The 26,160-nt window shown below is 55.5% G+C and carries 24 protein-coding genes, 5 tRNA genes and 1 pseudogene; 15 read left to right on the forward strand and 15 right to left on the reverse strand.

The window, feature by feature from the left end:
• Positions 1-452 precede the first annotated feature (452 nt).
• Positions 453-902 carry an L-alanine exporter AlaE gene (alaE, locus tag PGR23_RS21800; protein ID WP_015370082.1) on the forward strand — a complete coding sequence of 150 codons (450 nt, stop codon included), beginning with the start codon at positions 453-455 and terminating at the stop codon, positions 900-902.
• 64 nt (positions 903-966) lie between these two features.
• On the opposite strand, the gene PGR23_RS21805 is transcribed toward alaE, so the two are convergent.
• A complete protein-coding gene (locus PGR23_RS21805) occupies positions 967-1,329 on the reverse strand; it encodes a DUF2002 family protein (RefSeq protein WP_015370081.1) in 363 nt (120 codons plus the stop codon).
• 149 nt (positions 1,330-1,478) lie between these two features.
• Here PGR23_RS21805 and PGR23_RS21810 point away from each other — a divergent pair, with 149 nt between their 5' ends.
• A complete protein-coding gene (locus PGR23_RS21810; RefSeq protein WP_015370080.1) occupies positions 1,479-1,826 on the forward strand; it encodes a DUF883 family protein in 348 nt (115 codons plus the stop codon).
• Between the two features lie 76 nt (positions 1,827-1,902).
• Here PGR23_RS21810 and PGR23_RS21815 read toward each other — a convergent pair whose 3' ends face one another.
• On the reverse strand, positions 1,903-3,261 hold the full coding sequence (locus PGR23_RS21815) for a PLP-dependent aminotransferase family protein (RefSeq protein ID WP_047044346.1): 1,359 nt from the start codon (positions 3,259-3,261) through the stop codon (positions 1,903-1,905).
• A gap of 90 nt (positions 3,262-3,351) precedes the next feature.
• Here PGR23_RS21815 and PGR23_RS21820 point away from each other — a divergent pair, with 90 nt between their 5' ends.
• From PGR23_RS21820 to leuA, 13 genes and pseudogenes are all read left to right on the forward strand, one after another.
• Positions 3,352-3,783 (forward strand): carboxymuconolactone decarboxylase family protein, encoded by a 432-nt coding sequence (locus PGR23_RS21820; RefSeq protein ID WP_047044343.1) that lies wholly within the window; start codon positions 3,352-3,354, stop codon positions 3,781-3,783.
• 183 nt (positions 3,784-3,966) lie between these two features.
• Positions 3,967-4,212, forward strand: coding sequence for a glutaredoxin-like protein NrdH (nrdH, locus tag PGR23_RS21825; RefSeq protein ID WP_047044340.1), 246 nt, complete (start codon positions 3,967-3,969; stop codon positions 4,210-4,212).
• Complete coding sequence (nrdI, locus tag PGR23_RS21830; protein WP_063415927.1) at positions 4,209-4,619, forward strand: class Ib ribonucleoside-diphosphate reductase assembly flavoprotein NrdI; 411 nt, start codon at positions 4,209-4,211, stop codon at positions 4,617-4,619. The genes nrdH and nrdI overlap by 4 nt, the downstream gene beginning before the upstream one ends.
• Positions 4,592-6,736 (forward strand): class 1b ribonucleoside-diphosphate reductase subunit alpha, encoded by a 2,145-nt coding sequence (nrdE, locus tag PGR23_RS21835; RefSeq protein ID WP_396279471.1) that lies wholly within the window; start codon positions 4,592-4,594, stop codon positions 6,734-6,736. The genes nrdI and nrdE overlap by 28 nt, the downstream gene beginning before the upstream one ends.
• Positions 6,737-6,746: 10 nt before the next feature.
• Entirely contained in the window at positions 6,747-7,709 is a 963-nt protein-coding gene (gene nrdF, locus PGR23_RS21840) for a class 1b ribonucleoside-diphosphate reductase subunit beta (RefSeq protein ID WP_015370074.1), read from the forward strand.
• A 345-nt stretch (positions 7,710-8,054) separates the two neighbouring features.
• Entirely contained in the window at positions 8,055-9,257 is a 1,203-nt protein-coding gene (gene proV / locus PGR23_RS21845) for a glycine betaine/L-proline ABC transporter ATP-binding protein ProV (protein WP_045395207.1), read from the forward strand.
• Entirely contained in the window at positions 9,250-10,314 is a 1,065-nt protein-coding gene (gene proW, locus PGR23_RS21850; RefSeq protein ID WP_045395210.1) for a glycine betaine/L-proline ABC transporter permease ProW, read from the forward strand. The genes proV and proW overlap by 8 nt, the downstream gene beginning before the upstream one ends.
• Positions 10,315-10,328: 14 nt before the next feature.
• The gene (gene proX / locus PGR23_RS21855; protein WP_045395213.1) at positions 10,329-11,324 is read left to right on the forward strand and encodes a glycine betaine/L-proline ABC transporter substrate-binding protein ProX; all 996 of its coding nucleotides are present in this window, start codon (positions 10,329-10,331) and stop codon (positions 11,322-11,324) included.
• Positions 11,325-11,552: 228 nt separating this feature from the next.
• Positions 11,553-11,708: pseudogene (locus tag PGR23_RS21860) on the forward strand (hypothetical protein); the annotation flags it as partial.
• Positions 11,709-11,771: 63 nt separating this feature from the next.
• The gene (gene mprA, locus PGR23_RS21865) at positions 11,772-12,302 is read left to right on the forward strand and encodes a transcriptional repressor MprA (RefSeq protein ID WP_015370069.1); all 531 of its coding nucleotides are present in this window, start codon (positions 11,772-11,774) and stop codon (positions 12,300-12,302) included.
• A 131-nt stretch (positions 12,303-12,433) separates the two neighbouring features.
• Positions 12,434-13,606 carry a multidrug efflux MFS transporter periplasmic adaptor subunit EmrA gene (gene emrA / locus PGR23_RS21870; RefSeq protein ID WP_015370068.1) on the forward strand — a complete coding sequence of 391 codons (1,173 nt, stop codon included), beginning with the start codon at positions 12,434-12,436 and terminating at the stop codon, positions 13,604-13,606.
• Between the two features lie 15 nt (positions 13,607-13,621).
• Complete coding sequence (gene emrB / locus PGR23_RS21875; RefSeq protein ID WP_045395214.1) at positions 13,622-15,160, forward strand: multidrug efflux MFS transporter permease subunit EmrB; 1,539 nt, start codon at positions 13,622-13,624, stop codon at positions 15,158-15,160.
• Between the two features lie 137 nt (positions 15,161-15,297).
• A complete protein-coding gene (gene leuA / locus PGR23_RS21880) occupies positions 15,298-16,956 on the forward strand; it encodes a 2-isopropylmalate synthase (protein WP_047050245.1) in 1,659 nt (552 codons plus the stop codon).
• Here the strand turns inward: leuA and PGR23_RS21885 are convergent.
• The 13 genes from PGR23_RS21885 to alaS form a co-directional block, all read right to left on the reverse strand.
• Positions 16,953-17,720, reverse strand: a complete 768-nt coding sequence (locus PGR23_RS21885; RefSeq protein WP_396279470.1) for an AraC family transcriptional regulator — start codon at positions 17,718-17,720, stop codon at positions 16,953-16,955. The two genes, leuA and PGR23_RS21885, sit on opposite strands and share 4 nt — an antisense overlap.
• A 48-nt stretch (positions 17,721-17,768) precedes the next feature.
• On the reverse strand, positions 17,769-18,284 hold the full coding sequence (gene luxS, locus PGR23_RS21890) for an S-ribosylhomocysteine lyase (RefSeq protein ID WP_015370064.1): 516 nt from the start codon (positions 18,282-18,284) through the stop codon (positions 17,769-17,771).
• A 163-nt stretch (positions 18,285-18,447) separates the two neighbouring features.
• Positions 18,448-20,004, reverse strand: a complete 1,557-nt coding sequence (gene gshA / locus PGR23_RS21895) for a glutamate--cysteine ligase (RefSeq protein ID WP_045395218.1) — start codon at positions 20,002-20,004, stop codon at positions 18,448-18,450.
• A gap of 66 nt (positions 20,005-20,070) precedes the next feature.
• Entirely contained in the window at positions 20,071-20,499 is a 429-nt protein-coding gene (locus PGR23_RS21900) for a YqaA family protein (RefSeq protein ID WP_045395221.1), read from the reverse strand.
• Positions 20,496-21,062: a fructose-1-phosphate/6-phosphogluconate phosphatase gene (gene yqaB, locus PGR23_RS21905; protein WP_045395223.1), complete on the reverse strand. Its 567-nt coding sequence runs from the start codon at positions 21,060-21,062 to the stop codon at positions 20,496-20,498. The genes PGR23_RS21900 and yqaB overlap by 4 nt, the downstream gene beginning before the upstream one ends.
• 125 nt (positions 21,063-21,187) lie before the next feature.
• Positions 21,188-21,502 (reverse strand): BON domain-containing protein, encoded by a 315-nt coding sequence (locus tag PGR23_RS21910; RefSeq protein ID WP_015370060.1) that lies wholly within the window; start codon positions 21,500-21,502, stop codon positions 21,188-21,190.
• Positions 21,503-21,796: 294 nt separating this feature from the next.
• A tRNA-Arg gene (locus PGR23_RS21915) sits at positions 21,797-21,873 on the reverse strand.
• A 57-nt stretch (positions 21,874-21,930) separates the two neighbouring features.
• Positions 21,931-22,007: transfer RNA gene (locus tag PGR23_RS21920), tRNA-Arg, on the reverse strand.
• A 57-nt stretch (positions 22,008-22,064) separates the two neighbouring features.
• Positions 22,065-22,141: transfer RNA gene (locus tag PGR23_RS21925), tRNA-Arg, on the reverse strand.
• 150 nt (positions 22,142-22,291) lie between these two features.
• Positions 22,292-22,368 (reverse strand) — tRNA-Arg (locus PGR23_RS21930).
• 4 nt (positions 22,369-22,372) lie between these two features.
• A tRNA-Ser gene (locus tag PGR23_RS21935) sits at positions 22,373-22,465 on the reverse strand.
• Between the two features lie 337 nt (positions 22,466-22,802).
• Entirely contained in the window at positions 22,803-22,988 is a 186-nt protein-coding gene (gene csrA / locus PGR23_RS21940) for a carbon storage regulator CsrA (RefSeq protein WP_000906486.1), read from the reverse strand.
• 363 nt (positions 22,989-23,351) lie between these two features.
• Positions 23,352-25,979 (reverse strand): alanine--tRNA ligase, encoded by a 2,628-nt coding sequence (alaS, locus tag PGR23_RS21945; RefSeq protein ID WP_045395419.1) that lies wholly within the window; start codon positions 25,977-25,979, stop codon positions 23,352-23,354.
• Between the last annotated feature and the right edge of the window lie 181 nt (positions 25,980-26,160).

The following is a 26,160-nucleotide window of genomic DNA, read 5'->3' on the forward strand; positions in this document are numbered from 1 at the left end:
AAAACAGGAACGCCAATGGCTTTACGATGATGAATGAAAATTCACATAATCCGAATAAAAACCATTTTTTACATACAGCAGTAAATGCTAATGAACCGGTATTTATACGGTAAATAACGCCAAAAGCGACAGCCATCACATAACGCATTCAGATACCCGCTTTATCCACCACACTTCTCCTGCCACGCCCGATCGCCATCTGACAAAGCGAAATCATATCTATTTGATATAAAACGAAATAATCAAACAAAGGAACAAAAGTAGCGCAAGTTAAACAAAACGCCAGCTCGCAGAGTGTTTTATCGACAAAAAGGCGATAAATAAAAATTTATAGCTAGTTGTCACTTACTATGCAGAGATATACTCTACACACATCAAAACAGGCAGCCCAAAACCGCTACACCATGCGCACTTTTCGGCGTTATTGACTTCATTTTTCGAGGAGCATACCGATGTTCTCTGCTCAATCCCGCTTGCGTCATGCGGTAGCAGACACCTTTGCAATGGTGGTCTACTGCACCGTTGTCAATATGATGATCGAAATTTTCCTCTCCGGAATGACTTTTGAGCAGTCGTTATCTTCACGACTGGTCGCGATCCCGGTCAACATTATTATTGCGGTGCCTTATGGCTTCTATCGCGACTTCGCTATGCGCCAGGCGCGCCGAATCAGCACCTCGGGATGGATGAAGAACATTGCTGATGTCGTCGCGTATGTGACTTTCCAGTCGCCGGTGTATGTATTAATTCTGCTGTCGGTAGGCGCAGACTGGCATCAAATTGCCGCCGCGGTCAGTTCAAACATTCTGGTATCAATGATGATGGGCGCAGTATACGGCTACTTTCTCGACTTCTGCCGCCGCCTGTTCCGCGTCAGCCCTTATCAGCAAGCTAAAGCCTGATCCTCATCTTTCGGCGACTGGCCGCTGCCAGTCGCCTGCTTCAAAGCAGCCCGCATTAGATTATTCAGCCGTGAGACATCTGCGGCTGCGCCTCGCCAAACAGACCGTTCAGAAAACGCTCAAGCGCCATCCGCGAACTAAAACCATGTGGAATACCGTAATGCTGCTGCGCATCACCCGCCAAATAGAGCGGGAACTGTTCATAATGGTCGCAAGTTTTAATCTCGCTGGCGGGTTCCGCCAGTGAATTACTGCGCTCTTTAAGCGCCGGATGAATAACTAAAGCGGTACGCCCCATGCGCGCTTCGCGGTTCACATAAACATAATTATCGCCACGGCGATATCCATACGCTTTTTGCGTCACAACATCCATGGTGAAGCCGGCTTTTTCAAGAACACGCGCCACCTCATCGGGTCTTAAATACATACTGATTCCTCGTTATCTTTTACCGCACATTTACCTTACCTTATTCACGAATAGCAGCGCTTTCAGAAAATTCCATAAACTCCCGCAAAAGCATAATGCAAAATCATGTCCTACACTTAATAACTCGAATGGAAAAGAGGGAGAAACCAATGGCTAACCGTGTGAACCGCAACGACATTGATGAAAGCGCCGAGGATATTCATAACGAAGTCAGCCAATTAGCGGATACGCTGGAAGAAGTGCTGAAATCATGGGGTAGCGATGCGAAAGATGAAGCAGAGAACGCGCGTAAAAAAGCGCAGTCGCTGCTGAAAGAGACGCGCGCCCGCCTGAACGGCAATACCCGCCTGCGCCAGGCGGCCTATGATACCGTTGAACGCGCCCGCGATGCCGCCGGCTGCGCCGACAGCTACGTGCGTGATAAACCCTGGCAGAGCGTTGGCGCCGCCGCCGCCGTTGGGGTGTTTATTGGCGTTTTGCTTAATTTGCGTCGATAATAGTATCGATAGACTACATGTGAAGATAACAAATACGCGTCTGACCCTGCGTCCCAATGGTGCGCAGGGTTTTTTATTATTCCACGCTGGCCAGCGCTTGCTTAAGTTCGCCTACCACTTCACGTGCCATCACCGCCGACGTGATATTGGTAAAACTCATCAATAGCCCGCCCTCACCACGGCTAAGCATGCGCCAGTCGCTCAACGCCTGCACCGCCAGCCCGGCACGTTGGCAGCGACGGGCCTGCTCGCGATCGTCCCCCTTCACCGCCATCACCAGTTGGATCCCGCCGGACTGCGGTACCACCTGAAAACCCTGCGCCTGCAGCGCCGACTCCAGCCACTGCCTGCGCAACGCGTAGCTGGCGCGCATTTTTTTTAGATGACGCCAGAAATGCCCGTCATTGATGAAGTCCGCTAACGTCTGCTGCCATAAGGTCGGCACATTACAGTGGCTCAATTCGGCCTGACAACGAAACCGCGCCGCCAACGGCTGCGGTACCACCAGCCACGCGACGCGCAGCGCGGGAAACATCGATTTACTAAATGACCCGGCGTACAGTACCCGCTGTGGCGCATCGAGGCTTTTCAGCGGCGGTAGCGGCTTCCCCTGATAGCGAAATTCACTGTCGTAGTCATCTTCAATAATCCAGCTATCGCGCTGCGCCGCCCACTGTAATATCTGTCGACGTCTCTCCAGCGACAGGGCCACGCCGAGCGGGCTTTGATGCGCTGGAGTTAACAGCGCAAAGCGCGCCTGAGGATAGTGTGTCTGCGCCCAGTCGATATTCATTCCCTGTTGGTCAACCGGTACCGGATCGATATTGACCCCCGCCGCGCTAACCACCGGGCGAATGAACGGATATCCCGGATCCTCCATCCACATATGCTGCCCCGGCTGCGCAAGGGTACGCAAAATCAACGCCATCGAGGCCGCATAGTTGCCGCTAATCACAACCTGCTCCGGCTGGCACTCGATGCTGCGCGACAGGCGCAAATAGTCGACAATCGCCTGACGGAGAACCGGTTCGCCGCAGGGATCGCCGGGCGCGAGGTCGAAGCGCGATTGCGTCCGTAGCCGCCGCCCCATCACCCGCGCCCACAGCCCGCGCGGGAAAAGATCCAGTGCCGGCAACCCCATTTGAAAAGGCAGCGGCGCGGAGGATCCCCGCCCCGTCGCCGGTCGCTGAGCCGTGACCTGCCGCGGGCTCAGCCGCTCGCTGACAAAGGTGCCCGCCTGGCCGCGGCGCTCCAGCCAGCCCTGGGCCACCAGCTCGCCCCAGGCATTTTCAATCGTCGCCCGCGATACGCCAAGCTCCTGCGCATAAACTCTGCTCGCGGGCAGACGGCTTCCCGGCGCCAGCTCGCCATTCTCAATCGCTGATTTCAGCTGGCGGGCGATACGCTGGTAGTGCGGCACTTTTTTGGCTTCCATTATGGTCTGCTTTTTTCATCACAATATGGCTATCTTATGCAGTCCATTATAGTGCTATTTTGCCCGGGTCTTAGAGAGGAGAACTGCAAGATGACCACATTACGTCAGCCGTATAGCGAACTGAGCCCGGAAATCTATAAGGGGTTGGTTCAGGCCAGCATAGCGCTGGAAAAAAGCGAATTGGGCAGCACGATGGTGGAGCTGGTCTATTTGCGGGTGTCGCAAATTAACGGCTGCGCTTTTTGCCTTGAGATGCACAGCAAAGCGCTACGCAAAGCCGGCGTTGACCAGAGCAAACTGGATGCGCTGGCAGGCTGGCGCGTAAGCGCCCACTTCAGCGCTGCGGAACGCGCGGCCCTCGCATGGGCGGAATCGGTAACCGATATCGCAGCCAGCCACGCCGAAGATGAGGTGTACCTGCCTTTAGAAGAGCATTTTACCCCACGCCAGATTAGCGATTTAACCTTCGCCATCAGCCTTATGAACGCCTTTAACCGTCTGGCGGTCGCGATGCGGATGTAATTTTCGCGTATCGACTTCCCTCCCCCGCCGGGCTAGTTGGTGGGGGATAACTTATCGAAAAACTCTATATATTGCGTGGTTGAAGTTTTAAATAACTACATCTAGTATTTCCTGAACGGTAAGCCCATAACGTTCGGCGCGATATTTTACGCCGTCTTGTTATTTTAAATGGAAATACGAATCATGCGCATTATTATTTACACTCGAAATGACTGCGTGCAATGCCATGCCACCAAACGCGCGATGGAGAGCCGCGGTTTCGCCTTCGATATGGTCAACATCGACCAACACCCGGAAGCCATCGACATGCTGCGCGAGCAGGGATTCCAGCAATTACCGGTGGTGATAGCCGGGGAAACCCGCTGGTCTGGCTTCCGCCCCGATATGATTAATCGCCTGCGTCCCGCCGCGGCTACGGCCAGCCTATGAGCCTCATCGTCTACTTCTCCAGCAGCTCTGAAAATACGCATCGCTTTGTGCGGCGTCTGGCGCTGCCTGCCGTGCGCATCCCGCTCAACGAGCGCGAGCGAATTCAGGTAGACGAACCCTATATTCTCATCGTCCCCAGCTACGGCGGCGGCGGAACGGCAGGCGCCGTGCCGCGCCAGGCGATCCGCTTTTTAAACGACCCGCATAATCGCCGGCTGATTCGCGGCGTCATCGCCGCCGGTAACCGTAACTTCGGCGAGGCCTATGGCCGGGCGGGAGAGGTCATCGCGCAGAAATGCGGCGTGCCGTATCTGTATCGTTTTGAGCTGATGGGTACCCAGCAAGATGTCGACAACGTGCGTAAAGGAGTAAGCGAATTTTGGCAACGACAACCGCAGAACGCGTAACCGCCGGGGCGTCTGATTTCCACGCCCTCAATGCGATGCTGAACTTATACGACAGCAATGGCCGCATTCCCCTGGAAAAGGACCAACAGGCGGTCGAAGCATTTATCCATAGCCACGTGCGCCCCAACAGCGTACCGTTCGCCGGTCTGGAGGAGAAACTGCAATGGCTGAGCGACGAAGGTTATTACGATCCGGCAGTGCTGGCCCGCTATGAACGTCGTTTCGTGCTGGCCCTCTTCGCCCACGCGCATCAACACGGTTTTCGCTTCCGTACTTTCCTCGGCGCGTGGAAGTTCTACACCAGCTATGCCTTACGCACTTTCGACGGCAAACGCTACCTGGAACATTTCGCCGACCGCGCCTGCATGGTGGCGCTAACCCTGGCCCAGGGTGATGAAACCCTGGCGCGACAGCTGGCCGATGAGATCCTCTCCGGGCGCTTTCAGCCAGCGACGCCGACCTTCCTCAACGCCGGTAAACAGCAGCGCGGCGAGCTGGTCTCCTGCTTCCTGCTGCGTATCGAAGATAATATGGAGTCGATTGGCCGGGCGGTGAACTCCGCCCTGCAGCTGTCAAAACGCGGCGGCGGCGTGGCATTTCTGCTCTCCAACTTGCGCGAAGCGGGCGCGCCGATTAAACGTATCGAAAACCAATCCTCCGGGGTGGTGCCGGTGATGAAAATGCTGGAAGACGCCTTCTCTTACGCCAATCAGTTGGGAGCGCGTCAGGGGGCCGGCGCGGTTTACCTGCATGCTCATCACCCCGATATTTTACGTTTCCTCGATACCAAGCGGGAAAACGCGGATGAGAAGATCCGCATCAAAACCCTGTCGCTGGGAGTAGTCATTCCGGATATCACCTTCCAGCTGGCGAAAGAAGACGCGCAGATGGCGCTGTTCTCGCCCTATGACGTTGAGCGGCTGTATGGCAAAGCCTTTGGCGATATCGCGGTCAGCGAGATGTATGCACAACTGGTGGCCGACGACCGCGTTCGCAAACGCTGGATCCGCGCCCGCGATCTGTTCCAGCGGCTGGCGGAAATTCAGTTTGAATCCGGCTATCCGTACATCATGTTCGAGGATACGGTGAACCGCGCCAACCCGATCGCCGGGCGCATTAATATGAGCAACCTGTGCTCGGAGATCCTGCAGGTCAACAGCGCCTCCACCTTTGACGAAAATCTCGATTACGCCACCGTTGGCGAGGACATTTCCTGCAATCTCGGCTCGCTGAATATCGCCCACGCTATGGATTCGCCGGACTTCGCCCGCACCGTCGAAGTGGCGGTCCGCGGCCTGACAGCGGTCTCCGATATGAGCGATATCCGCTCGGTGCCATCGGTGGCGGCGGGTAATGCCGCATCGCACGCCATCGGCCTTGGGCAGATGAACCTGCACGGCTATCTGGCCCGCGAGGGGATCGCCTACGGCAGCCCGGAGGGGCTGGACTTCACTAATCTCTATTTCTACACCGTCACCTGGCACGCCCTGCGCACCTCTATGGCGATGGCGCGCGAGCGCGGAGTACGTTTTGCCGGGTTTGAGCAGTCGCGTTACGCCAGCGGCGACTATTTCCAGCAGTATTTGCAGGGTGAATGGCAGCCGAAAACTGCCAGGGTACGCGAACTGTTCGCCCGTGCGGGGATAACCCTGCCCGACCGTGAGATGTGGCGACAGCTACGCGACGACGTGATGCGCTACGGCATTTATAACCGCAATTTGCAGGCGATCCCGCCGACCGGTTCGATCTCTTATATCAATCATGCCACCTCCAGCATTCATCCGATTGTGGCGAAAATCGAGATCCGTAAAGAAGGTAAAACCGGCCGCGTGTACTATCCGGCGCCGTTTATGACTAACGACAATCTGGCGCTGTATCAGGATGCCTGGGAAATTGGCCCGCAAAAAATTATCGATACCTATGCCGAAGCCACGCGACATGTCGATCAGGGGCTGTCGCTGACGCTGTTCTTCCCGGATACCGCCACCACCCGCGATATCAACAAAGCGCAAATCTACGCGTGGAAGAAAGGTATCAAGACGCTGTATTACATTCGCCTGCGCCAGCTGGCGCTGGAAGGTACCGAAATCGAAGGCTGCGTGTCCTGCGCGCTGTAAGGAGAACAGGATGACCCACTTATCGCGCATCAGCGCCATCAACTGGAACAAAATCGAGGATGACAAAGACCTCGAGGTGTGGAACCGCCTGACCAGCAACTTCTGGTTGCCGGAGAAGGTGCCGCTGTCCAACGACATTCCACACTGGCAGACTCTGACGGCTCAGGAGCAGCAGTTGACCATCCGCGTCTTTACTGGACTGACGCTGCTCGACACCATCCAGAATACCGTCGGCGCCCCGGCGTTGATGACCGACGCCCTCACCCCACATGAAGAGGCGGTGCTGTCGAACATTAGCTTTATGGAAGCGGTGCATGCTCGCTCCTATAGTTCGATATTCTCCACCCTGTGTCAGAGCAAGGATGTCGATGCCGCCTACGCCTGGAGCGAGGAGAACGCTCCCCTACAGCGCAAAGCGCAGTTGATGCTCAATTACTACCAGGCCGATGAGCCGCTGAAGAAAAAAATCGCCAGCGTGTTCCTCGAATCGTTTCTTTTCTATTCAGGGTTCTGGCTGCCGATGCATTTTTCCAGCCGCGGTAAGCTGACCAATACCGCCGATTTAATCCGTCTGATTATTCGCGACGAAGCGGTGCATGGTTACTATATTGGCTATAAATATCAAAAAGGGTTGGAAATCGTCAGCGCCGCGAAGCGCGAAGAGTTGAAAAATTTCGCCTTTGATCTGCTGATGGATCTGTACGATAACGAACTGGCCTATACCCGCGAATTGTATGCCGACAGCCCGTGGCTCGACGACGTCAACGCGTTCCTCTGTTACAACGCCAATAAAGCATTGATGAACCTTGGCTATGAGGCGTTATTCCCGGCGGAAATGGCCGCCGTAAACCCAGCCATCCTCGCGGCGCTGTCGCCAAACGCCGATGAAAATCACGACTTTTTCTCCGGCTCCGGTTCTTCTTATGTTATGGGTAAAACCGAAGCAACCGCCGACGACGATTGGGACTTTTAACCGCGCGATCGCTGGGGAATATATCAACATATTCTCCAGTGATCTATTTCACATTATTCTTTATTATCACACAAATAATCTACTGACTATTCCCTCGTCATATTTCCTTCATTTAAGCCAATTTTCCCATTCATTATTCATGCATAATCAAAAAATATCATCAGCCGTATATGATGGCTCAGCCCTTATATCATGGGCAATTCAGCCAGAGTTCTCCTTTCAGATTTTGGCTAGCTATTCACATCGAGGGTTGTCACAGAATCTCAGTATGTTAGGGTGTAAACAGGTAATAAACTTCACCAGGTACGATATCGATATAATTAAAGACAGGAAATCATTTATTGCATGGCAATTAAATTAGAAATTAAGAATCTCTATAAGATATTTGGCGAGCACCCGCAACGCGCGTTCAAATATATTGAAAAAGGACTTAGCAAAGAGCAAATACTGGAAAAAACGGGGCTATCGCTTGGCGTTAAAGACGCCAGTCTGGCCATTGAAGAAGGCGAGATATTCGTCATCATGGGACTTTCCGGCTCAGGAAAATCCACCATGGTTCGCCTTCTCAATCGCCTGATTGAACCCACCCGCGGACAGGTGCTGATTGACGGCGTGGATATCGCCAAAATCTCAGATGCCGAGCTTCGCGAGGTGCGCAGGAAAAAGATTGCGATGGTTTTCCAGTCATTCGCCCTGATGCCGCATATGAACGTGTTGGATAACACCGCCTTCGGTATGGAGCTGGCCGGCGTTTCCGCCGAAGAGCGCCAGCAGAAAGCGCTGGATGCGCTACGTCAGGTGGGGCTGGAAAATTACGCTCACGCCTATCCCGACGAGCTTTCCGGCGGGATGCGCCAGCGCGTCGGCTTAGCGCGCGCATTAGCGATCAACCCCGATATTCTGCTCATGGATGAGGCCTTCTCAGCGCTTGATCCTTTAATTCGTACTGAAATGCAGGATGAGCTCACCAAATTACAGGCGAAGCATCAACGTACCATCGTCTTTATTTCCCACGATCTTGATGAAGCTATGCGTATTGGCGATCGTATTGCCATTATGCAAAATGGCGAAGTGGTGCAAATTGGCACCCCTGACGAAATTCTGAATAACCCGGCGAATGATTACGTTCGTACTTTCTTCCGCGGCGTGGATATTAGCCAGGTATTTAGCGCTAAGGATATTGCCCGCCGTAGCCCGGTTGGCCTGATTCGTAAAACCCCCGGTTTCGGCCCGCGTTCGGCGCTGAAATTATTGCAGGATGAAGACCGCGAATATGGTTACGTCATTGAACGCGGTAATAAGTTTGTCGGCATTGTCTCCATCGACTCTCTGAAAAGCGCGCTGAGCGAAAATCAGGGGCTTGATGCGGCGTTAATTGACTCCCCGCAGCCGGTGGAAGCACAAACGCCGCTCAGCGACCTGCTCTCCCACGTCGGCCAGGCGCCCTGCGCCGTCCCGGTGGTGGATGAAGGGCACCAGTATCTCGGCATTATTTCAAAACGCATGCTGCTACAGGCTTTAGATCGCGAGGGGGCAAACAATGGCTGATCAATCGAATCCATGGGATACCGCTGCGCCAGCGGATAACGCGGCGCAGTCCGCCGACGCCTGGGGCAACCCAACACCCGCGCCCGCTGACGGCGGCGGCGCCGACTGGCTTAATAGCGCGCCTGCGCCGCAGCCAGAACATTTTAATATTATGGATCCGTTCCATAAAACGCTGATCCCGCTTGATAGTTGGGTCACCCACGCCATCGACTGGATCGTGCTGCACTTCCGTCCGCTGTTCCAGGGGATCCGCGTGCCGGTGGATTATATTCTCAGCGCTTTCCAGCAGCTGTTGCTGGGGATGCCGGCGCCGGTGGCGATTATTCTCTTCGCCCTGATCGCCTGGCAGATCTCCAGCGTCGGCATGGGTATCGCCACTCTGGTCTCGCTGGTAGCCATCGGCGCTATTGGCGCATGGTCGCAGGCGATGGTCACTCTGGCGCTGGTGCTTACCGCGCTGCTGTTCTGCATGATAATCGGCCTGCCGCTGGGGATCTGGCTGGCGCGTAGCCCGCGAGCGGCGAAAATCATCCGCCCGTTACTTGACGCCATGCAGACCACACCGGCGTTCGTCTACCTGGTACCGATCGTCATGCTGTTCGGTATCGGCAACGTTCCGGGCGTGGTGGTGACCATTATCTTCGCCCTGCCGCCAATTGTCCGCCTGACCATCCTCGGGATTAACCAGGTACCGGCAGACCTCATTGAAGCTTCACGCTCCTTCGGCGCCAGCCCGCGCCAGCTGCTGTTTAAAGTCCAGCTGCCGCTGGCGATGCCGACCATCATGGCCGGCGTCAACCAGACGCTGATGCTGGCCCTGTCGATGGTCGTTATTGCCTCGATGATCGCCGTCGGCGGCCTCGGTCAAATGGTGCTGCGCGGTATTGGCCGCCTGGATATGGGGCTGGCGAGCGTCGGCGGGGTCGGGATCGTTATCCTCGCGATTATCCTCGACCGCCTGACCCAAGCCGTCGGCCGTGATTCCCGCAGCCGCGGTAATCGCCGCTGGTACGCCACCGGACCTCTGGGGCTGATTACCCGCCCTTTCTGTAAATAAGAGAAGGAATAACGATGCGACATACTACACTCCTTGCCACAGCGTTTACCGCCCTCGTCACGACCAGCGCGTTTGCTGCCGAGCTGCCGGGTAAAGGCATCACCGTGAAACCGGCGCAGAGCACCATTTCGGAAGAAACCTTCCAGACGCTGCTGGTCAGCCGCGCGCTGGAAAAACTGGGCTATACCGTCGAAAAGCCGAGCGAAGTCGACTATAACGTCGCCTACACCTCCATCGCCTCTGGCGATGCCACCTTTATCGCCACCAACTGGCAACCGCTGCACGATGATATGTACGCGGCGGCGGGCGGCGATAAAAAATTCTACCGTGAAGGAACCTTCGTTACCGGCGCGGCACAGGGCTACCTGATCGATAAGAAAACCGCCGAGCAGTACCATATTAAGTCCATCGACCAGTTGAAAGATCCGAAGATCGCCAAACTGTTCGATACCAACGGCGATGGCAAAGCCGACCTCACCGGTTGTACCCCAGGCTGGGGCTGCGAGGCGGTCATCAACCATCAGATTGATGCCTACGGGCTGAACAATAAAGTGGTCCATAACCAGGGCAACTACGCGGCGATGATGGCCGATACCATCGCCCGTTATAAAGAAGGCAAACCGATTCTTTATTATACCTGGACGCCGTACTGGGTCAGCGACGTGCTGAAACCGGGTAAAGATGTGGTCTGGCTGCAGGTGCCGTTCTCCTCCCTGCCGGGAGAACAGAAAGATATCGACACCAAGCTGCCGAACGGCGTCAACTATGGCTTCCCGGTGAACACCATGCACATCGTCGCCAACAAAGCCTGGACCGAGAAGAACCCGGCGGCGGCGAAGCTGTTTAGCCTGATGAAGCTGCCAATTGCCGATATCAACGCCGAAAACGCGATGATGCATGCCGGTCATGCTTCAGAAGCCGACATCAACGGCCACGTTGATGGTTGGATTAAAGCCCACCAGCAGTTGTTCGACGGCTGGGTAAAAGAAGCGCTGGCGGCGCAGAAGTAATTTCTCCCCTCTCCCCACGGCGGTTTGCCGTCGTGGGGCTGCCCTTTCCCCCATAGCAGCATGAAACGAATATGCCTAAAAAAGCGGATATTCTGATTTCCCATTTTCGCGATTGTGAAGCCATCACGCCGTCTGCTAAGGTGAGCAAATCTTTCCAGGCGTAATTTTCACCAGCGTTATCAATAAGTCACCGATATGGAAACGCCTGCTCCCCGACGTCAGCGCCATTGGCTACCAACACGGGTAGGTTGCGCCGCGTTCAGGTTGAGCTTACAGGCGACGAACAGCATTATTATCCCTACGCAACTCAGCGCTTTAGCCTATGGTTTGGCATGGAAAATCGGCGTCTCGCCGGAGATTTTAAGTATTAATAGTGACCGATAATTCATTTGCTTTATTTGTCACAATAGTTATTATATCGGCTGTAATTAATGAGGTTATACCCAAATGGATAGTTCGTTTACTCCCATTGAGCAGATGCTCAAATTCCGCGCCAGCCGCCATGAAGATTTCCCTTTCCAGGAGATTCTCCTCACCCGTCTCTGTATGCACATGCAGGGTAAGCTGCTGGAAAACCGTAACAAAATGCTGAAAGCGCAAGGGATTAACGAGACATTATTTATGGCGCTGATAACGCTTGAGTCTCAGGAAAATCACAGCATTCAACCTTCCGAGCTGAGCTGCGCGCTGGGTTCGTCACGCACTAATGCCACCCGTATCGCCGACGAACTGGAAAAACGCGGCTGGATCGAGCGTCGTGAAAGCGACAACGATCGTCGCTGCCTGCATCTGCAGCTAACCGACAAAGGTCATCAATTCTTGCGCGAGGTATTACCTCCGCAGCACAACTGCCTGCACCAGCTGTGGTCCTCTTTGAGTACTGCGGAAAAAGACCAGCTGGAGCACATCACCCGCAAACTGCTTGGCCGCCTCGACCAAATGGAAGAAGACGGCGCGCTGGCGGGATCCCTGCGCTAAGCACGGAGCCGCACAACATTTTGAGTTGCAAGGAACACGGTCAGGCCAGCAGATTTTCTGCTGGCCTTTCTGGTAAACAGGTCGGCTCAGCCGATGTGAAATAATAAGAATGTAAAATTGTGGAGAATCAGATGAGCGAAAATGCGGCGAGCCAAACTCCGCAGCAATCAGGCAGCAAGAAAGGGAAACGCAAAGGCGCCCTTCTGCTCCTGACCTTGCTCTTTGTTATTGTGGCCGTAGCCTACGGCATTTATTGGTTTTTAGTCCTGCGTCATTATGAAGAGACCGATGACGCTTATGTGGCAGGGAACCAGGTACAGATCATGGCGCAGGTTTCCGGTAGCGTCACCAAGGTCTGGGCCGACAACACCGACTTTGTGCAACAAGGCGATCCGCTGGTCACCCTCGACCAGACCGACGCCCAGCAGGCGTTTGAAAAAGCCAAAACCCAGCTGGCGGCAAGCGTGCGCCAGACTCGCCAGCAGATGATCAACAGCAAGCAGCTGCAGGCGAATATTGACGTCAAAAAAACCGCCCTCGCCCAGGCGCAGGCAGACCTTAATCGCCGTATCCCGCTGGGCGCCGCGAACCTGATTGGCCGCGAAGAGCTGCAGCACGCTCGTGACACCGTCGCCAGCGCCCAGGCCGAACTCGACGTCGCTATTCAACAGTACAACGCCAATCAGGCGATCGTACTGGGCACCAAACTGGAACAGCAGCCTGCGGTGCTGCAGGCGGCGACCGAAGTCCGCAACGCCTGGCTGGCGCTGCAGCGTACGCAAATCGTCAGCCCGATTAGCGGCTACGTTTCCCGCCGCTCGGTGCAGCCTGGCGCGCAGATTGGCACCACTACCCCGCTGATGGCGGTGGTTCCGGCCACCAACCTGTGGGTTGACGCCAACTTTAAAGAGACCCAGCTTGCCCATATGCGTATCGGCCAGCCGGCGACCATCGTCAGCGATATCTACGGCGATGACGTGAAGTACACCGGTAAAGTGGTCGGCCTGGATATGGGTACCGGCAGCGCCTTCTCCCTGCTGCCGGCGCAAAACGCCACCGGCAACTGGATCAAAGTCGTCCAGCGTCTGCCGGTTCGTATCGAAATAGATGCTAAACAGCTGGCGCAACATCCGCTGCGCATCGGCCTGTCGACGCTGGTTGAAGTAGACACCAGCAATCGCGAAGGCGAGATGCTGGCAAGCCAGGTACGTAGCTCGCCGGTCTATGAAAGTAATGCCCGTGAAATCGGCCTTGAGCCGGTAAATAAACTGATCGACGGTATCATCCAGGCCAACGCCGGATAATTCGGGGTGAGCGTAATGCAACAGCAAAAACCGCTCGAAGGCGCGCAACTGGTCATCATGACCATTGCGCTGTCGCTGGCGACTTTCATGCAGGTGCTGGACTCCACTATCGCCAACGTGGCTATTCCGACCATTGCCGGTAACCTTGGCTCGTCGCTAAGTCAGGGGACCTGGGTCATCACCTCGTTTGGGGTGGCGAACGCTATCTCCATCCCAATTACCGGCTGGCTGGCTAAGCGCGTCGGCGAAGTGAAACTCTTCGTCTGGTCGACGGTGGCATTCGCCATCGCCTCCTGGGCCTGCGGGGTGTCAAATAGCCTGACGATGCTGATTTTCTTCCGCGTGATTCAGGGGATCGTCGCCGGTCCGCTGATCCCGCTATCGCAGAGTCTGCTGCTCAGCAACTACCCGCCAGCGAAGCGCTCAATCGCGCTGGCGCTGTGGTCGATGACGGTCATCGTCGCGCCGATTTGCGGCCCGATTCTCGGCGGCTATATCAGCGATAACTACCACTGGGGCTGGATCTTCTTCATCAACGTGCCGATTGGCGTGGCGGTGGTTCTCATGACGCTGCAAACCCTGCGCGGCCGCGAAACCCGCACCGAACAGCGGCGTATCGACGGCGTCGGGCTGGCGCTGCTGATTATCGGGATCGGCAGCCTGCAGGTTATGCTCGACCGCGGTAAAGAGCTCGACTGGTTCGCTTCCAACGAGATTATCATCCTGACCATCGTGGCGGTGGTGGCGATAAGTTTCCTCATCGTCTGGGAGTTGACCGACGATAACCCGATAGTCGACCTGTCGCTGTTTAAGTCGCGTAACTTTACCATCGGCTGCTTGTGTATCAGTCTGGCCTATATGCTCTACTTCGGCGCCATTGTATTGCTGCCGCAGCTTCTACAGGAGGTATACGGCTACACCGCCACCTGGGCCGGTTTGGCTTCGGCGCCGGTCGGGGTGATCCCGGTCATTCTGTCGCCGATTATCGGCCGCTTTGCCCATAAGCTCGATATGCGGCGGCTGGTGACCTTCAGCTTTATTATGTATGCGGTGTGCTTCTACTGGCGCGCGTGGACCTTCGAACCGGGAATGGACTTTGGCGCATCGGCCTGGCCGCAGTTTATCCAGGGCTTTGCGGTGGCCTGTTTCTTCATGCCGCTGACCACCATCACTCTCTCTGGCCTCCCGCCGGAGCGGCTGGCGGCGGCATCGAGCTTGTCGAACTTTACCCGAACCCTTGCCGGCTCCATCGGTACCTCAATTACCACCACCATGTGGACCAACCGCGAGGCGCTGCACCATGCGCAGCTCACCGAGTCGGTGACGCCGTTCAACCCCAACGCCCAGCAGATGTACGATCAACTACAGGGTATGGGAATGACCCAGCAGCAGGCTTCCGGCTGGATTGCCCAGCAGATAACCAACCAGGGGTTGATTATCTCCGCCAACGAAATCTTCTGGGTCTCAGCGGGGATCTTTATCCTTCTGCTAAGCCTGGTGTGGTTCGCCAGGCCGCCGTTCAGCGCCGGCGGCGGTGGCGGAGGCGCGCACTAAGTATCAACAAAAGGGACCTACGGGTCCCTTTTTTATTGCCGCGACCTTGTCCATTTCGCGCTAGCTTCTGTCCATTTCGCTAAAGCCGCCGATGCGTTATGTCATGCAGGATAAAGCTCCGACTACAGGAGAACATCATGCTGACCAATCCTTGCGAAAAATACAGCCCTTATCCGCCTATCGCCCTGCCCGATCGCCAGTGGCCCGAGCGGCAAATCACTACCGCGCCGCGCTGGCTTTCCACCGATTTGCGCGACGGCAACCAGGCGCTGGCCGAACCGATGGATGCCGCACGCAAGCTGCAGTTCTGGGATCTGTTGCTTGAGTGCGGTTTTAAAGAAATAGAGGTCGCCTTCCCCTCCGCCTCGCAAACCGACTTCAACTTTGTGCGCCAGCTGATTGACGAGCAGCGCATCCCTGAAGATGTCACCATTCAGGTACTGACTCAGGCGCGGGAAGAACTCATAGCGCGAACCTTTGAAGCGCTGCGCGGCGCCCGACAGGCAACCATCCATCTCTACAATGCCACCGCGCCGCTGTTTCGCGAGCTGGTTTTCGGCATGGAAAAGGCCGAAGTGATCGAGCTCGCCACTCGCGCCACCCGGCTTATTCGTCAGCATTGCGAACAGCAGCCGGACACCCGTTGGCAATATGAATATTCACCGGAAACCTTCTGTTTTACCGAGCCGGAATTCGCCCTTGAAATCTGCGAAGCGGTGGCGGAAATCTGGCAGCCCTGCGGCGAACGGCCAATGATTATTAATCTTCCGGCAACGGTCGAAGTCAACACGCCGAACGTCTACGCCGATCGGATTGAATATTTTTGCCGCCACTTCTCGCGCCGCCAGGATGTGTGTATCAGCGTGCATCCGCATAACGATCGCGGTACCGGCGTCGCCAGCGCCGAACTGGCGGTGATGGCCGGCGCCGATCGCGTGGAAGGCTGTCTGTTCGGCAATGGCGAGCGCACCGGCAACGTCTGTCTGGTCACGCTGGCGATGAATCTCTATAGCCAGGGCGTGGATCCGCAGTTGCGCTTTACGCAGATGAATCGGGTAGTGGAGATCGTCGAGAACTGCAACCAGCTCCCGGTACATCCACGGCATCCCTGGGCAGGCAGTCTGGCCTACACCGCCTTTTCCGGTTCACATCAGGATGCCATTAAAAAAGGGTTTGATGCCCGTAAGCCGGGAGATCGCTGGCAAATGCCGTATTTACCTATCGATCCACAGGATATCGGCTGCAGCTATGAAGCAGTGATCCGCGTTAACAGCCAGTCAGGTAAAAGCGGCAGCGCATGGCTGATTGAGCAGAACCACGGTCTTAAGCTGCCGCGGGCGTTGCAGCAGGACTTCAGCCAGTACGTTCAGCAAGAAACGGATAGCCATGGTAAAGAAATGACCCATAACGCGTTATGGCAGCTGTTTCGCAGCCGTTACGGCCTGCTGGCGCAGCCGACGCTGGCGTTACTCGACTATCAGAGCGACGGCCAGCAGGATGGCGAACTGACGTTACAGGCTGCGCTGCGGATGAATGGCGAAACCCGCCGCTTGAACGGACGCGGGAACGGTTTGTTATCCGCCGCCGCCAACGGCCTGAGCGCGCTGTTAAAACGTCATTTCGTTATCAAGGATTACCACGAGCATACCCTTGGGGCGCGCAGCGACAGCCGCTCCGTTGCCTATATTCGCTGCGTCTTTGCCAATGGCGAAAGTCGATGGGGCGTAGGCATTGATAATGACGTTGCCCGCGCCTCGTTACAGGCGTTGTGTAATGCCGTTCACGCCAGGGATTAATCCAACGGGCGAAAATAGTCGCTGGGCACGGTCCCCATGACCCGGCGGAACATGGCGCTAAAAGCGCTGTGGCTGCCGTAACCCAGATCCAGCGCCACCCTTAGCACCGACTGCCCCTGCGCCAGGCGAACCAGCGCCTCCATCAGCTTCGCCCGGCGCACCCATTCGCTCCAGGTCAGGCTGGTCTGCTGTTGAAAATGGCGGTTCAGCGTACGCTCGCTCATTCCGCCAGCTTGCGCCGCCTCACGGCTGCTCCACGGCTCACCGGGCGCTTCGCGCACCCGCTGGCACAACCGACGCAGGCTATCGCTATGCGGTTCCGGCAAACCGAACGGTAATACCGACATTCCACGAATTTCATCCAGCATCAGCTCATAGATACGTTCATCGCGGGTGCCGGGGAAATAGCGCTCTTCCAGCGACAGCGACGCGACGATAAGCTCACGCAGCAGCGGTGAGATCTGTACGATCTGGCAGGTAGAGGGCAGATCGGCACGGGCTAGCGGATCGATAAATAGCGTCCGCGCGGCCACATTGCCGGTTATGCGCAACGCGTGCGGCGTATGTGCCGGTAGCCAGACGCCGCGCCCCGGCGGTACGACCCAGAACCCGACCGGCGTTTCCACCCGAACCACGCCGCTGAGAATATGCAATAACTGAGCGCAGTCGTGGCAATGCATCGGTTCGCTATCGCCGTGGGCGTAATCATGGGCAAATGGCACCAGCGCGCGGTGCTGGAAGGAAAAGGAGAGCGTTGTCGACATGATAGGCGAAGAGCGGCCCGACGCGATAGCCGGGCCGACGCAGGCGCACTAGATGTGCAGTTCTTGCAGTTTTTCTTTCGGCAGCGCCAGCTCATCGTTGCTGTTGATGCGAACATCACGCTCAATGATGTGGCGGGCGATATCCTGCGCTTCTTCCAGCGAGTGCATGGTGTAGGTTCCGCACTGGTAGACGTTCAGCTCAGGGATCTGATTCTGATCTTTGACTTTCAGCACGTCAGCCATCGCCGCTTTCCAGGCATCGGCCACGCGTTGCTCTTCCGGCGTGCCAATCAGGCTCATGTAGAAACCGGTACGGCAGCCCATCGGAGAGATGTCGATAATTTCCACGCCATTACCGTTCAGGTGATCGCGCATGAAACCAGCAAACAGGTGCTCCAGAGTATGAATGCCGCGCTCCGGCATCACTTCCTGGTTCGGTACGCAGAATCGCAGATCGAAAACGGTGATTTGATCGCCGTGCGGCGTGTTCATTTTCTTCGCGACGCGCACCGCAGGCGCTTCCATTCGGGTATGGTCGACTGTGAAACTATCTAACAACGGCATTCTTCACCTCCGATAGTGATTTTTTTTAAAATAAAATGAACTCTTCGTTCAACAGCGAGTCTGAGTATATGAAAGACGCGCATTTATTATCATCATCATCCCTGAATCAGAGATGAAAGTTTGGCCACAGTGATGTGGCCTTTTTCTTTTGTAGCGCTTTTTACTACGCGTGTCGTGCTAAAAGCGCCTCGAACGGCTCGCTATCTTCCGCTTCTACTTTCTTCTGCCGCGCGACCGACGCATCACGTTCGGCGATAAAATCATCTTCGCTTAAAATTTCCAGCGGTTCATCGCGCAGCATCGTACGATACTCATCAGCCAGCTTACGCCCGGTACCGCCAATCCCTTCTTCAATCATAGAACGCAGAATGCGCGCTGAGAAAGTTAATTCCGGATCGTCGAAGCAGGCTAATAGCTCATCGCACACCTGTTGATACGCCTCGCCGCCGTGGATGCTGTCCAGCGTTTGCGCCACGCGGCGTAAATCACGGAACAGATCTTTACCCACCTGCGCCAGCGGGAACTGCGCGCTTTCGCAGCCAATTCCCAGCGTCAGGCCCGGTTTGCGGCCTTCAAGAATCACCCGGTTCCAGTTAGTACGGGTACACAGCAGTTCGCTGCTGCTCATCTCCGGCGCATCGGCCAGCACGCACCAGACCATAAACAGATCGAGGAAGCGCACCTGCTGCTCATCCACGCCAATCGGCGAGAATGGGTTGATATCCAGCGAACGCACTTCGATATACTCAATGCCGCCGCGCAGCAGCGCATCGGACGGCGTTTCACCGCTACGGGTCACCCGTTTCGGGCGAATCGGCGCGTACAGCTCGTTTTCAATCTGCAGAATATTGCTGTTGATCTGCAGATGCTTACCGTCTTTCTCAAGCCCGATTTTAGCGTACTCTTCCGATGGCGTTTTAATCGCCCGCTTCAATCCTGCCACATACTCGTGCAGATCGTTAAACGTAATTCCGAGATTGCTTTGCGACTTATTGGTATAACCGAGGTCGCTAAGACGCAGAGAAGTGGCGTATGGCAGGTAGTACATGCCGTTTCCGGCCTTCTCAAACGGCAGAGTCGTCGGTTTGCCTTGCAGGAACGAGGAGCAAATCGCCGGCGACGCGCCGAACAGGTACGGAATTACCCAACCGAAACGGTAGTAGTTACGAATCGAGCGGAAATAACCGGCCGAGATCGCCTCTTTGCCGCTTTCCGCGTCTTCCACGCCGCACTTGGCCTGCCAGAACGCCATCGGCAGCGAGAAGTTATAGTGCACGCCAGAAATGGTTTGCATCAGCGCGCCGTAGCGGTTTTTCAGCCCTTCGCGATACAACGTCTTCAGACGGCCAACGTTAGAGGTACCGTACTGCGCCAGTTCAATTTCCTGACCCGGCGCGATATAGCACGGCATGCTCAGCGGCCACATCCGCTCGTCGCCGAGCTGGCGGGCGGTGAAGCGATGCACATCGCGCAGGAAAGTCAGCATATGATCGACATCGCCATCCACTGGGGTAATAAACTCCAGCAGGGCTTCGGCAAAATCAGTGGTAATCCATTTATGGGTCAGCGCCGAACCTAAAGCTAAAGGATGGCCGGTAGTGGCCAGCGTGCCGTCGGCGTTAACGCGCAGCGTTTCGCGCTCAAGCCCACGTTTAATGCCTTGCAGCGCCTGCGGATTTTTTTCCAGCCAGGCCAGCGCCTGTGATACATCCGGGATCAATTTGACCTCCCGCCTGTCGAAATCGTTTGAATTAGCATAATTGTAATGGTTGAACAATCAGTCCAATTAGTGCCACCACGTCATGCCCTGAAGGGTTGCCGCCGCAATGACGATATAACGCAACGCCTTACCAAGGCATAAAAAAAAGAGCACTGGTCCCCAGGAAATGCGCATCCATCCCGCCAGTAAACACAGCAAATCGCCTATAACAGGCGCCCAGCTCAATAATAATGTCACCGCGCCATAGCGTTTAAGCCAGCCGGTTGCCCTCTCCTGCCAGCGCGACTGCTTGCGCAGCGGAAACAGGCGCCCCAGAATAACGTTAGTTACCCCTCCAAGGCTATTGCCGATTGTTGCTATTAATACCAGCAGCCACGGTTGACTTGCCCCCGTAAGAAGCATAGCAACCAGCAACACTTCCGAGTTGCCGGGCAGTAAAGTGGCGCTTAAAAAGCTGCTGGCAAAAAGCGACAGGAGCGACAGCGCGTCGCTCACAACAGACGCACATCCACAGCATCCATACCCGCGCGCTTCGCCGCTTCCAGACCGAAGTCGGCATCTTCAAAGACCACGCAGGTTTCCGGCGCGACGCCCATGCGCTCCGCGCATAGCAGGAAGGTATCTGGCGCAGGTTTATGCTGCGTCACGTGATCGGCAGCCACCACCGCGGAGAAGTAGTGGCGCAGGCCGAGATGCGCCAGTAGCGCTTCGGCGACGGCGCTTTCGCTACCGGTGCCGACCGACATCGGGCGACGGCCATGCCACTCCTTTACCACGTCAATGAGCGGTAACGGGCGCACGCTATCCAGCAGCATCGCTTTAACGGCCACAGTTTTTTCCTGCGCCAGACGATGCGGATCTAAATCAGCCTGATTCAGCTCAATGATCGCCTGGGCAATACGCCAGGTTGGAGAACCGTTGAGCGCGACCACGGCCTGTTCATCGAAACGCATACCGTAACGGCCCAATACTTCACGCCATGCCTTACGATGCGTCGGCTCGGTATCGAGGATGGTGCCATCCATATCGAAAATCAGTCCTGCGTAACGTTGGTACATCGTGTTCTCACAAACAGGATAAGGAAACGTTACTGTATCGCAAAAGGCGGGTTTTGTCGCGGGGGGCCAGAGACCGCAAAGGCGCCCGCAGGCGCCTTAAGTAATTAGGGAGTGCAAAAATCGCTTTATTTGATTCGCAGGTCGTTCTCAACCACGCGCACGCCCTGTACGCGACGGGTGACCTCTACCGCACGTTTAGCGCTCTCAGCCGACGATACAAAACCGCTCAGCTGTACGCGGCCTTTAAAGGTCTGCACGCTAATTTCTGAGGATTTGATATCTTTTTCGTTAAACAGCGCGCTTTTAACCTTGGTGGTTACCACGGTATCGTCAATATAACCGCCGGTGCTTTCTTTGGTGGACGATCCGGCACAGCCTGCCAGAGATACGGCGACCAGAAGCGTTGCGCAAAAGGCAGGTATTGCTTTGAACCATTTCATTGATTTCTCTCCTTGCATTCATCACACCCGGTTCAGGTAGATCTACAGGGATAAATTATAGTGGAAAGAGCGACTTGCCAATAAGAAATGTGTTGATTATCGAGGAGATAAAATGCGTCGTACTGAGGGGATGAAAATTGAAGAGTTTTGTTGAAGAGAATATGGTGCATCCGGGAGGATGACTCGGCTGCGCCTCGCCCTACGGGCCGTTGCTAACGCAACGTTATCCTCCCTGGTACTCGCGATAATTTCGCATACCATGCAACATTGAGATTGCTGTTACTAAGGAGAATATGGTGCATCCGGGAGGATTCGAACCTCCGACCGCTCGGTTCGTAGCCGAGTACTCTATCCAGCTGAGCTACGGATGCATCGGGAAAGCTATTTAACTGCGAGGTTATTCTGTTGCAAATCTCATGGCGAGAAGATGGTGCATCCGGGAGGATTCGAACCTCCGACCGCTCGGTTCGTAGCCGAGTACTCTATCCAGCTGAGCTACGGATGCATCGGAATAACTAGTTTACTACAGAATTCATCTGAATAATTCAGAATCAGGCAAGAATGGTGCATCCGGGAGGATTCGAACCTCCGACCGCTCGGTTCGTAGCCGAGTACTCTATCCAGCTGAGCTACGGATGCATCGGGAAACTTGCTTTACTACGCGTCAGTGTCACAACTAACACATGCCACACTGAGTATGATGGAGTAATCGGTAGAGTGACTCGATTACGCCTCGCACTGCGGGCCGCTGCTTTCACAGCGTTCTTCTTTCTGTTTACAGAGAGAAGATGGTGCATCCGGGAGGATTCGAACCTCCGACCGCTCGGTTCGTAGCCGAGTACTCTATCCAGCTGAGCTACGGATGCAAAATGGCGGTGAGGCGGGGATTCGAACCCCGGATGCAGCTTTTGACCGCATACTCCCTTAGCAGGGGAGCGCCTTCAGCCTCTCGGCCACCTCACCACACAACACGCCTCTTGCGAGTGCTTCGAAGAACTTGTTTCTGCTCTTCGTCGCTGCGATGGCGCACATATTACTTTCTGAGACTTATAAGTCAAACAATTTTTCGAGAGCTTTTTCCGTTTGCACACTTCACGCGCAATTAGCCTGCAAAAACGGCAAAAAGAGTATTTTATCAACAGAAAATAGCCCTTTACGGCCACTCAAAAGCGACAATGAAAAATGACGCACGGCGAATAAAAACAAAAGAGAGGATGTCGCGAGAGAAGAAAAAGGAGAAGAAAAGAGAAAAACGACCGCCGGAGGGATGCGCCTCACAATAAAGCGAGGCGCGGAAAGCTTAGTAACTGGACTGCTGGGATTTTTCAGCCTGGATACGCTGGTAGATTTCTTCACGATGTACAGAGACTTCTTTAGGGGCGTTGACACCAATACGTACCTGGTTACCCTTAACCCCTAAAACTGTCACAGTGACCTCATCTCCAATCATGAGGGTCTCACCAACTCGACGAGTCAGAATCAGCATTCTTTGCTCCTTGAAAGATTAAAAGAGTCGGGTCTCTCGCATCCCGGCATTATCCATCATATAACGCCAAAAAGTAAGCGATGACAAACACCTCGCGGTGTAAGCAGTCACGGCATCACATTCTGTTAAACCTAAGTTTAGCCGATCTACACAACTTCAACCCGACTTTATCGTTATCAGTACTTATGACGCAAGATGCCGCTCCCATCAGGTTACGGCACCTATACCCGTCATACTTCAAGTTGCATGTATGTTGGCTTTCCTCACTCACCCCAGTCACTTACTTGAGTAAGCTCCTGGGGATTCGCTGCGTCGCCGCCTTCCTGCAACTCGAATTATTTAGGGTAAATGCGTTTATAGTTATTACAGTTTTGCGCTGACCCAGCCTTTCACACTGGCTAACGCAGCAGGGAGAGCAGACGCATCGGTACCGCCGGCTTGCGCCATATCCGGACGACCGCCCCCTTTACCGCCCACCTGCTGGGCGACCATACCAACCAGCTCCCCTGCTTTCACGCGGTCTGTCACATCCTTAGACACACCTGCAATCAGAGAAACCTTACCATCCGCTACCGTAGCTAATACAACGACCGTCGAACCGAGCTGGTTTTTCAGATCATCAACCATGGTACGCAGCATTTTCGGCTCAACGCCGGCCAGCTCGCTGACCAGCAGCTTAACACCGTTAATTTCTTCCGCTTTACTGGAGAGATTAGCGCTCTCCTGCGCCGCAGCCTGCTCTTTCAGCTGCTGCAGCTCTTTTTCCAACTGACGGGTACGCTCAAGCGCCGCGCGAACTTTATCGCCGATGCTGTGGCTATCGCCCTTCAGCAGCTGGGCGATATCGCTGAGCTGATCGCTCTGCGCATGCAGGCTGGCAATCGCCCCTTCGCCGGTCACCGCTTCAATACGGCGCACGCCTGCGGCGGTACCGGATTCAGAGGTAATACGGAACAGGCCGATATCACCGGTACGCGCCGCGTGAGTACCGCCGCACAGCTCGGTGGAGAAATCGCCCATCCGCAGTACGCGAACGCGATCGTCGTATTTCTCGCCGAACAGCGCCATAGCGCCGGATTCACGCGCGGCATCGATATCCATGATATTGGTTTCGATAGCCAGGTTACGGCGGATCTGGGCGTTCACCAGATCTTCCACCGCTCTAATTTCTTCCGGCTTCATCGCTTCAAAATGCGAGAAGTCAAAACGCAGCGCTTTATCGTTAACCAGCGAGCCTTTCTGCGCCACGTGGGTACCGAGAACCTGGCGCAGCGCCGCGTGCATCAGGTGCGTCGCGGAGTGGTTGAGACGAATACGCTGACGGCGAGCCTGATCGACATCGGCCTGCACCGCGTCACCCACTTTCAGGGAACCGCTGGCGACTTTACCGATATGACCAATAGCCTGGCCGTACTTCTGCGTATCGCTGACCGTGAAGGAGAAGCCAGCGCCTTTCAGTTCGCCTTTATCGCCTACCTGACCGCCGGATTCCGCATAGAATGGCGTCTGGTCGAGGACTACAACCGCATCCTGACCAGCGCTGACGCTATCAACCGCTTTGCCGTCGATGAACAGCGCAGTAACTTTGCCGTTCAGTTCCAGATGATCGTAGCCTTTAAATTCCGATGCGCCGTCAACGCGAATCATCGCGTTATAGTCAGCGCCGAAACCGCTGGACTCGCGCGCGCGGCGGCGCTGCTCTTCCATCGCGGCTTCAAAGCCTGCTTCGTCAACCTTGATGTTGCGCTCGCGGCAGACGTCCGCCGTCAGATCAACCGGGAAGCCATAGGTGTCATACAGACGGAAGGCGGTTTCGCCGTCCAGCGTGTCGCCTTTAAGCTTCGACAGTTCCTCGTCCAGCAGCGCCAGTCCGCGCTCCAGTGTGCGCGCAAACTGCTCTTCTTCGGTTTTCAGCACCTGCTCTACCAGAGCCTGCTGCTGTTTCAGCTCTTCACCGGCGGCGCCCATCACGTCGATAAGCGGAGCAACCAGTTTCCAGAAGAAGGTGTCCTTCGCGCCCAGCATGTTGCCGTGACGAATCGCGCGGCGAATGATACGACGCAGCACGTAGCCGCGGTTTTCATTCGACGGGATCACGCCATCAGCAATCAGGAATGCGCAAGAACGAATGTGGTCGGCGATAACGCGCAGCGACTTGTTAGTCAGATCGGTCGCGCCGGTGACTTTCGCCACGCTCGCAATCAGATTGCGGAACAGGTCGATGTCATAGTTGGAGTTAACGTGCTGCAGAACAGCGGCAATACGCTCAAGCCCCATACCGGTATCAACGGACGGCTTCGGCAGCGGCTCCATGGTACCGTCAGCCTGACGGTTGAACTGCATGAAGACGATGTTCCAGATCTCAATGTAACGGTCGCCATCTTCTTCCGGGCTTCCCGGAGGGCCGCCCCAGATGTGATCGCCATGGTCAAAGAAGATTTCGGTGCACGGGCCGCACGGACCGGTATCGCCCATCTGCCAGAAGTTATCAGAAGCAAACGGCGCGCCTTTGTTGTCGCCGATGCGGATAATACGCTCGCGCGGAACGCCCACTTCATTGGCCCAGATGTCGAAAGCTTCGTCATCGGTCTCGTAAACGGTAACCCACAGTTTTTCTTTCGGCAGGGCGAACCAGTTCTCGCCGGTCAGCAGTTCCCATGCATATTTGATGGCATCCTGCTTGAAGTAATCGCCGAAGCTGAAGTTGCCCAGCATTTCGAAGAAGGTGTGGTGGCGCGCGGTGTAACCGACGTTTTCCAGATCGTTGTGTTTACCGCCCGCACGCACGCAACGCTGCGCGGTGGTCGCGCGCGAATAATTACGTTTGTCGAGACCAAGGAAGACATCCTTGAACTGGTTCATCCCGGCGTTGGTAAACAGCAGGGTCGGATCGTTGTGCGGCACCAGGGAGCTGCTGGCAACTACCTGATGTCCCTTACTATGGAAAAAGTCGAGAAACGCCTGACGGATCTCAGCGGTGCTCTTGCTCATAATTATCCTGAAATCAAGCTACACTTCATCCTTCAAGTCGCCTCTGACCTGGCGGAACGTCCTCTCCCGGTAGTGAACTCACGTACGCCCCAGAAGCTGTTCTCTCTTGCCGCCGTGATGCAGCTTGAATGATTTTGTGTATAAGGAATAATCGCCCTGGACGCTGATTATGCAATCACAA

The sequence above is a fragment of the Klebsiella sp. 141162 genome, assembly GCF_050600755.1.
Lineage (GTDB): Bacteria > Pseudomonadota > Gammaproteobacteria > Enterobacterales > Enterobacteriaceae > Klebsiella > Klebsiella aerogenes.

Coding starts and splice junctions, on each gene's coding strand:
- alaE (WP_015370082.1), top strand. CDS start 453: ATGTTCTCTGCTCAATCCCGCTTGCGTCATGCGGTAGCAGACACCTTT.
- PGR23_RS21805 (WP_015370081.1), bottom strand. CDS start 1,329: ATGTATTTAAGACCCGATGAGGTGGCGCGTGTTCTTGAAAAAGCCGGC.
- PGR23_RS21810 (WP_015370080.1), top strand. CDS start 1,479: ATGGCTAACCGTGTGAACCGCAACGACATTGATGAAAGCGCCGAGGAT.
- PGR23_RS21815 (WP_047044346.1), bottom strand. CDS start 3,261: ATGGAAGCCAAAAAAGTGCCGCACTACCAGCGTATCGCCCGCCAGCTG.
- PGR23_RS21820 (WP_047044343.1), top strand. CDS start 3,352: ATGACCACATTACGTCAGCCGTATAGCGAACTGAGCCCGGAAATCTAT.
- nrdH (WP_047044340.1), top strand. CDS start 3,967: ATGCGCATTATTATTTACACTCGAAATGACTGCGTGCAATGCCATGCC.
- nrdI (WP_063415927.1), top strand. CDS start 4,209: ATGAGCCTCATCGTCTACTTCTCCAGCAGCTCTGAAAATACGCATCGC.
- nrdF (WP_015370074.1), top strand. CDS start 6,747: ATGACCCACTTATCGCGCATCAGCGCCATCAACTGGAACAAAATCGAG.
- proV (WP_045395207.1), top strand. CDS start 8,055: ATGGCAATTAAATTAGAAATTAAGAATCTCTATAAGATATTTGGCGAG.
- proW (WP_045395210.1), top strand. CDS start 9,250: ATGGCTGATCAATCGAATCCATGGGATACCGCTGCGCCAGCGGATAAC.
- proX (WP_045395213.1), top strand. CDS start 10,329: ATGCGACATACTACACTCCTTGCCACAGCGTTTACCGCCCTCGTCACG.
- mprA (WP_015370069.1), top strand. CDS start 11,772: ATGGATAGTTCGTTTACTCCCATTGAGCAGATGCTCAAATTCCGCGCC.
- emrA (WP_015370068.1), top strand. CDS start 12,434: ATGAGCGAAAATGCGGCGAGCCAAACTCCGCAGCAATCAGGCAGCAAG.
- emrB (WP_045395214.1), top strand. CDS start 13,622: ATGCAACAGCAAAAACCGCTCGAAGGCGCGCAACTGGTCATCATGACC.
- leuA (WP_047050245.1), top strand. CDS start 15,298: ATGCTGACCAATCCTTGCGAAAAATACAGCCCTTATCCGCCTATCGCC.
- PGR23_RS21885 (WP_396279470.1), bottom strand. CDS start 17,720: ATGTCGACAACGCTCTCCTTTTCCTTCCAGCACCGCGCGCTGGTGCCA.
- luxS (WP_015370064.1), bottom strand. CDS start 18,284: ATGCCGTTGTTAGATAGTTTCACAGTCGACCATACCCGAATGGAAGCG.
- yqaB (WP_045395223.1), bottom strand. CDS start 21,062: ATGTACCAACGTTACGCAGGACTGATTTTCGATATGGATGGCACCATC.
- PGR23_RS21910 (WP_015370060.1), bottom strand. CDS start 21,502: ATGAAATGGTTCAAAGCAATACCTGCCTTTTGCGCAACGCTTCTGGTC.
- csrA (WP_000906486.1), bottom strand. CDS start 22,988: ATGCTGATTCTGACTCGTCGAGTTGGTGAGACCCTCATGATTGGAGAT.
- alaS (WP_045395419.1), bottom strand. CDS start 25,979: ATGAGCAAGAGCACCGCTGAGATCCGTCAGGCGTTTCTCGACTTTTTC.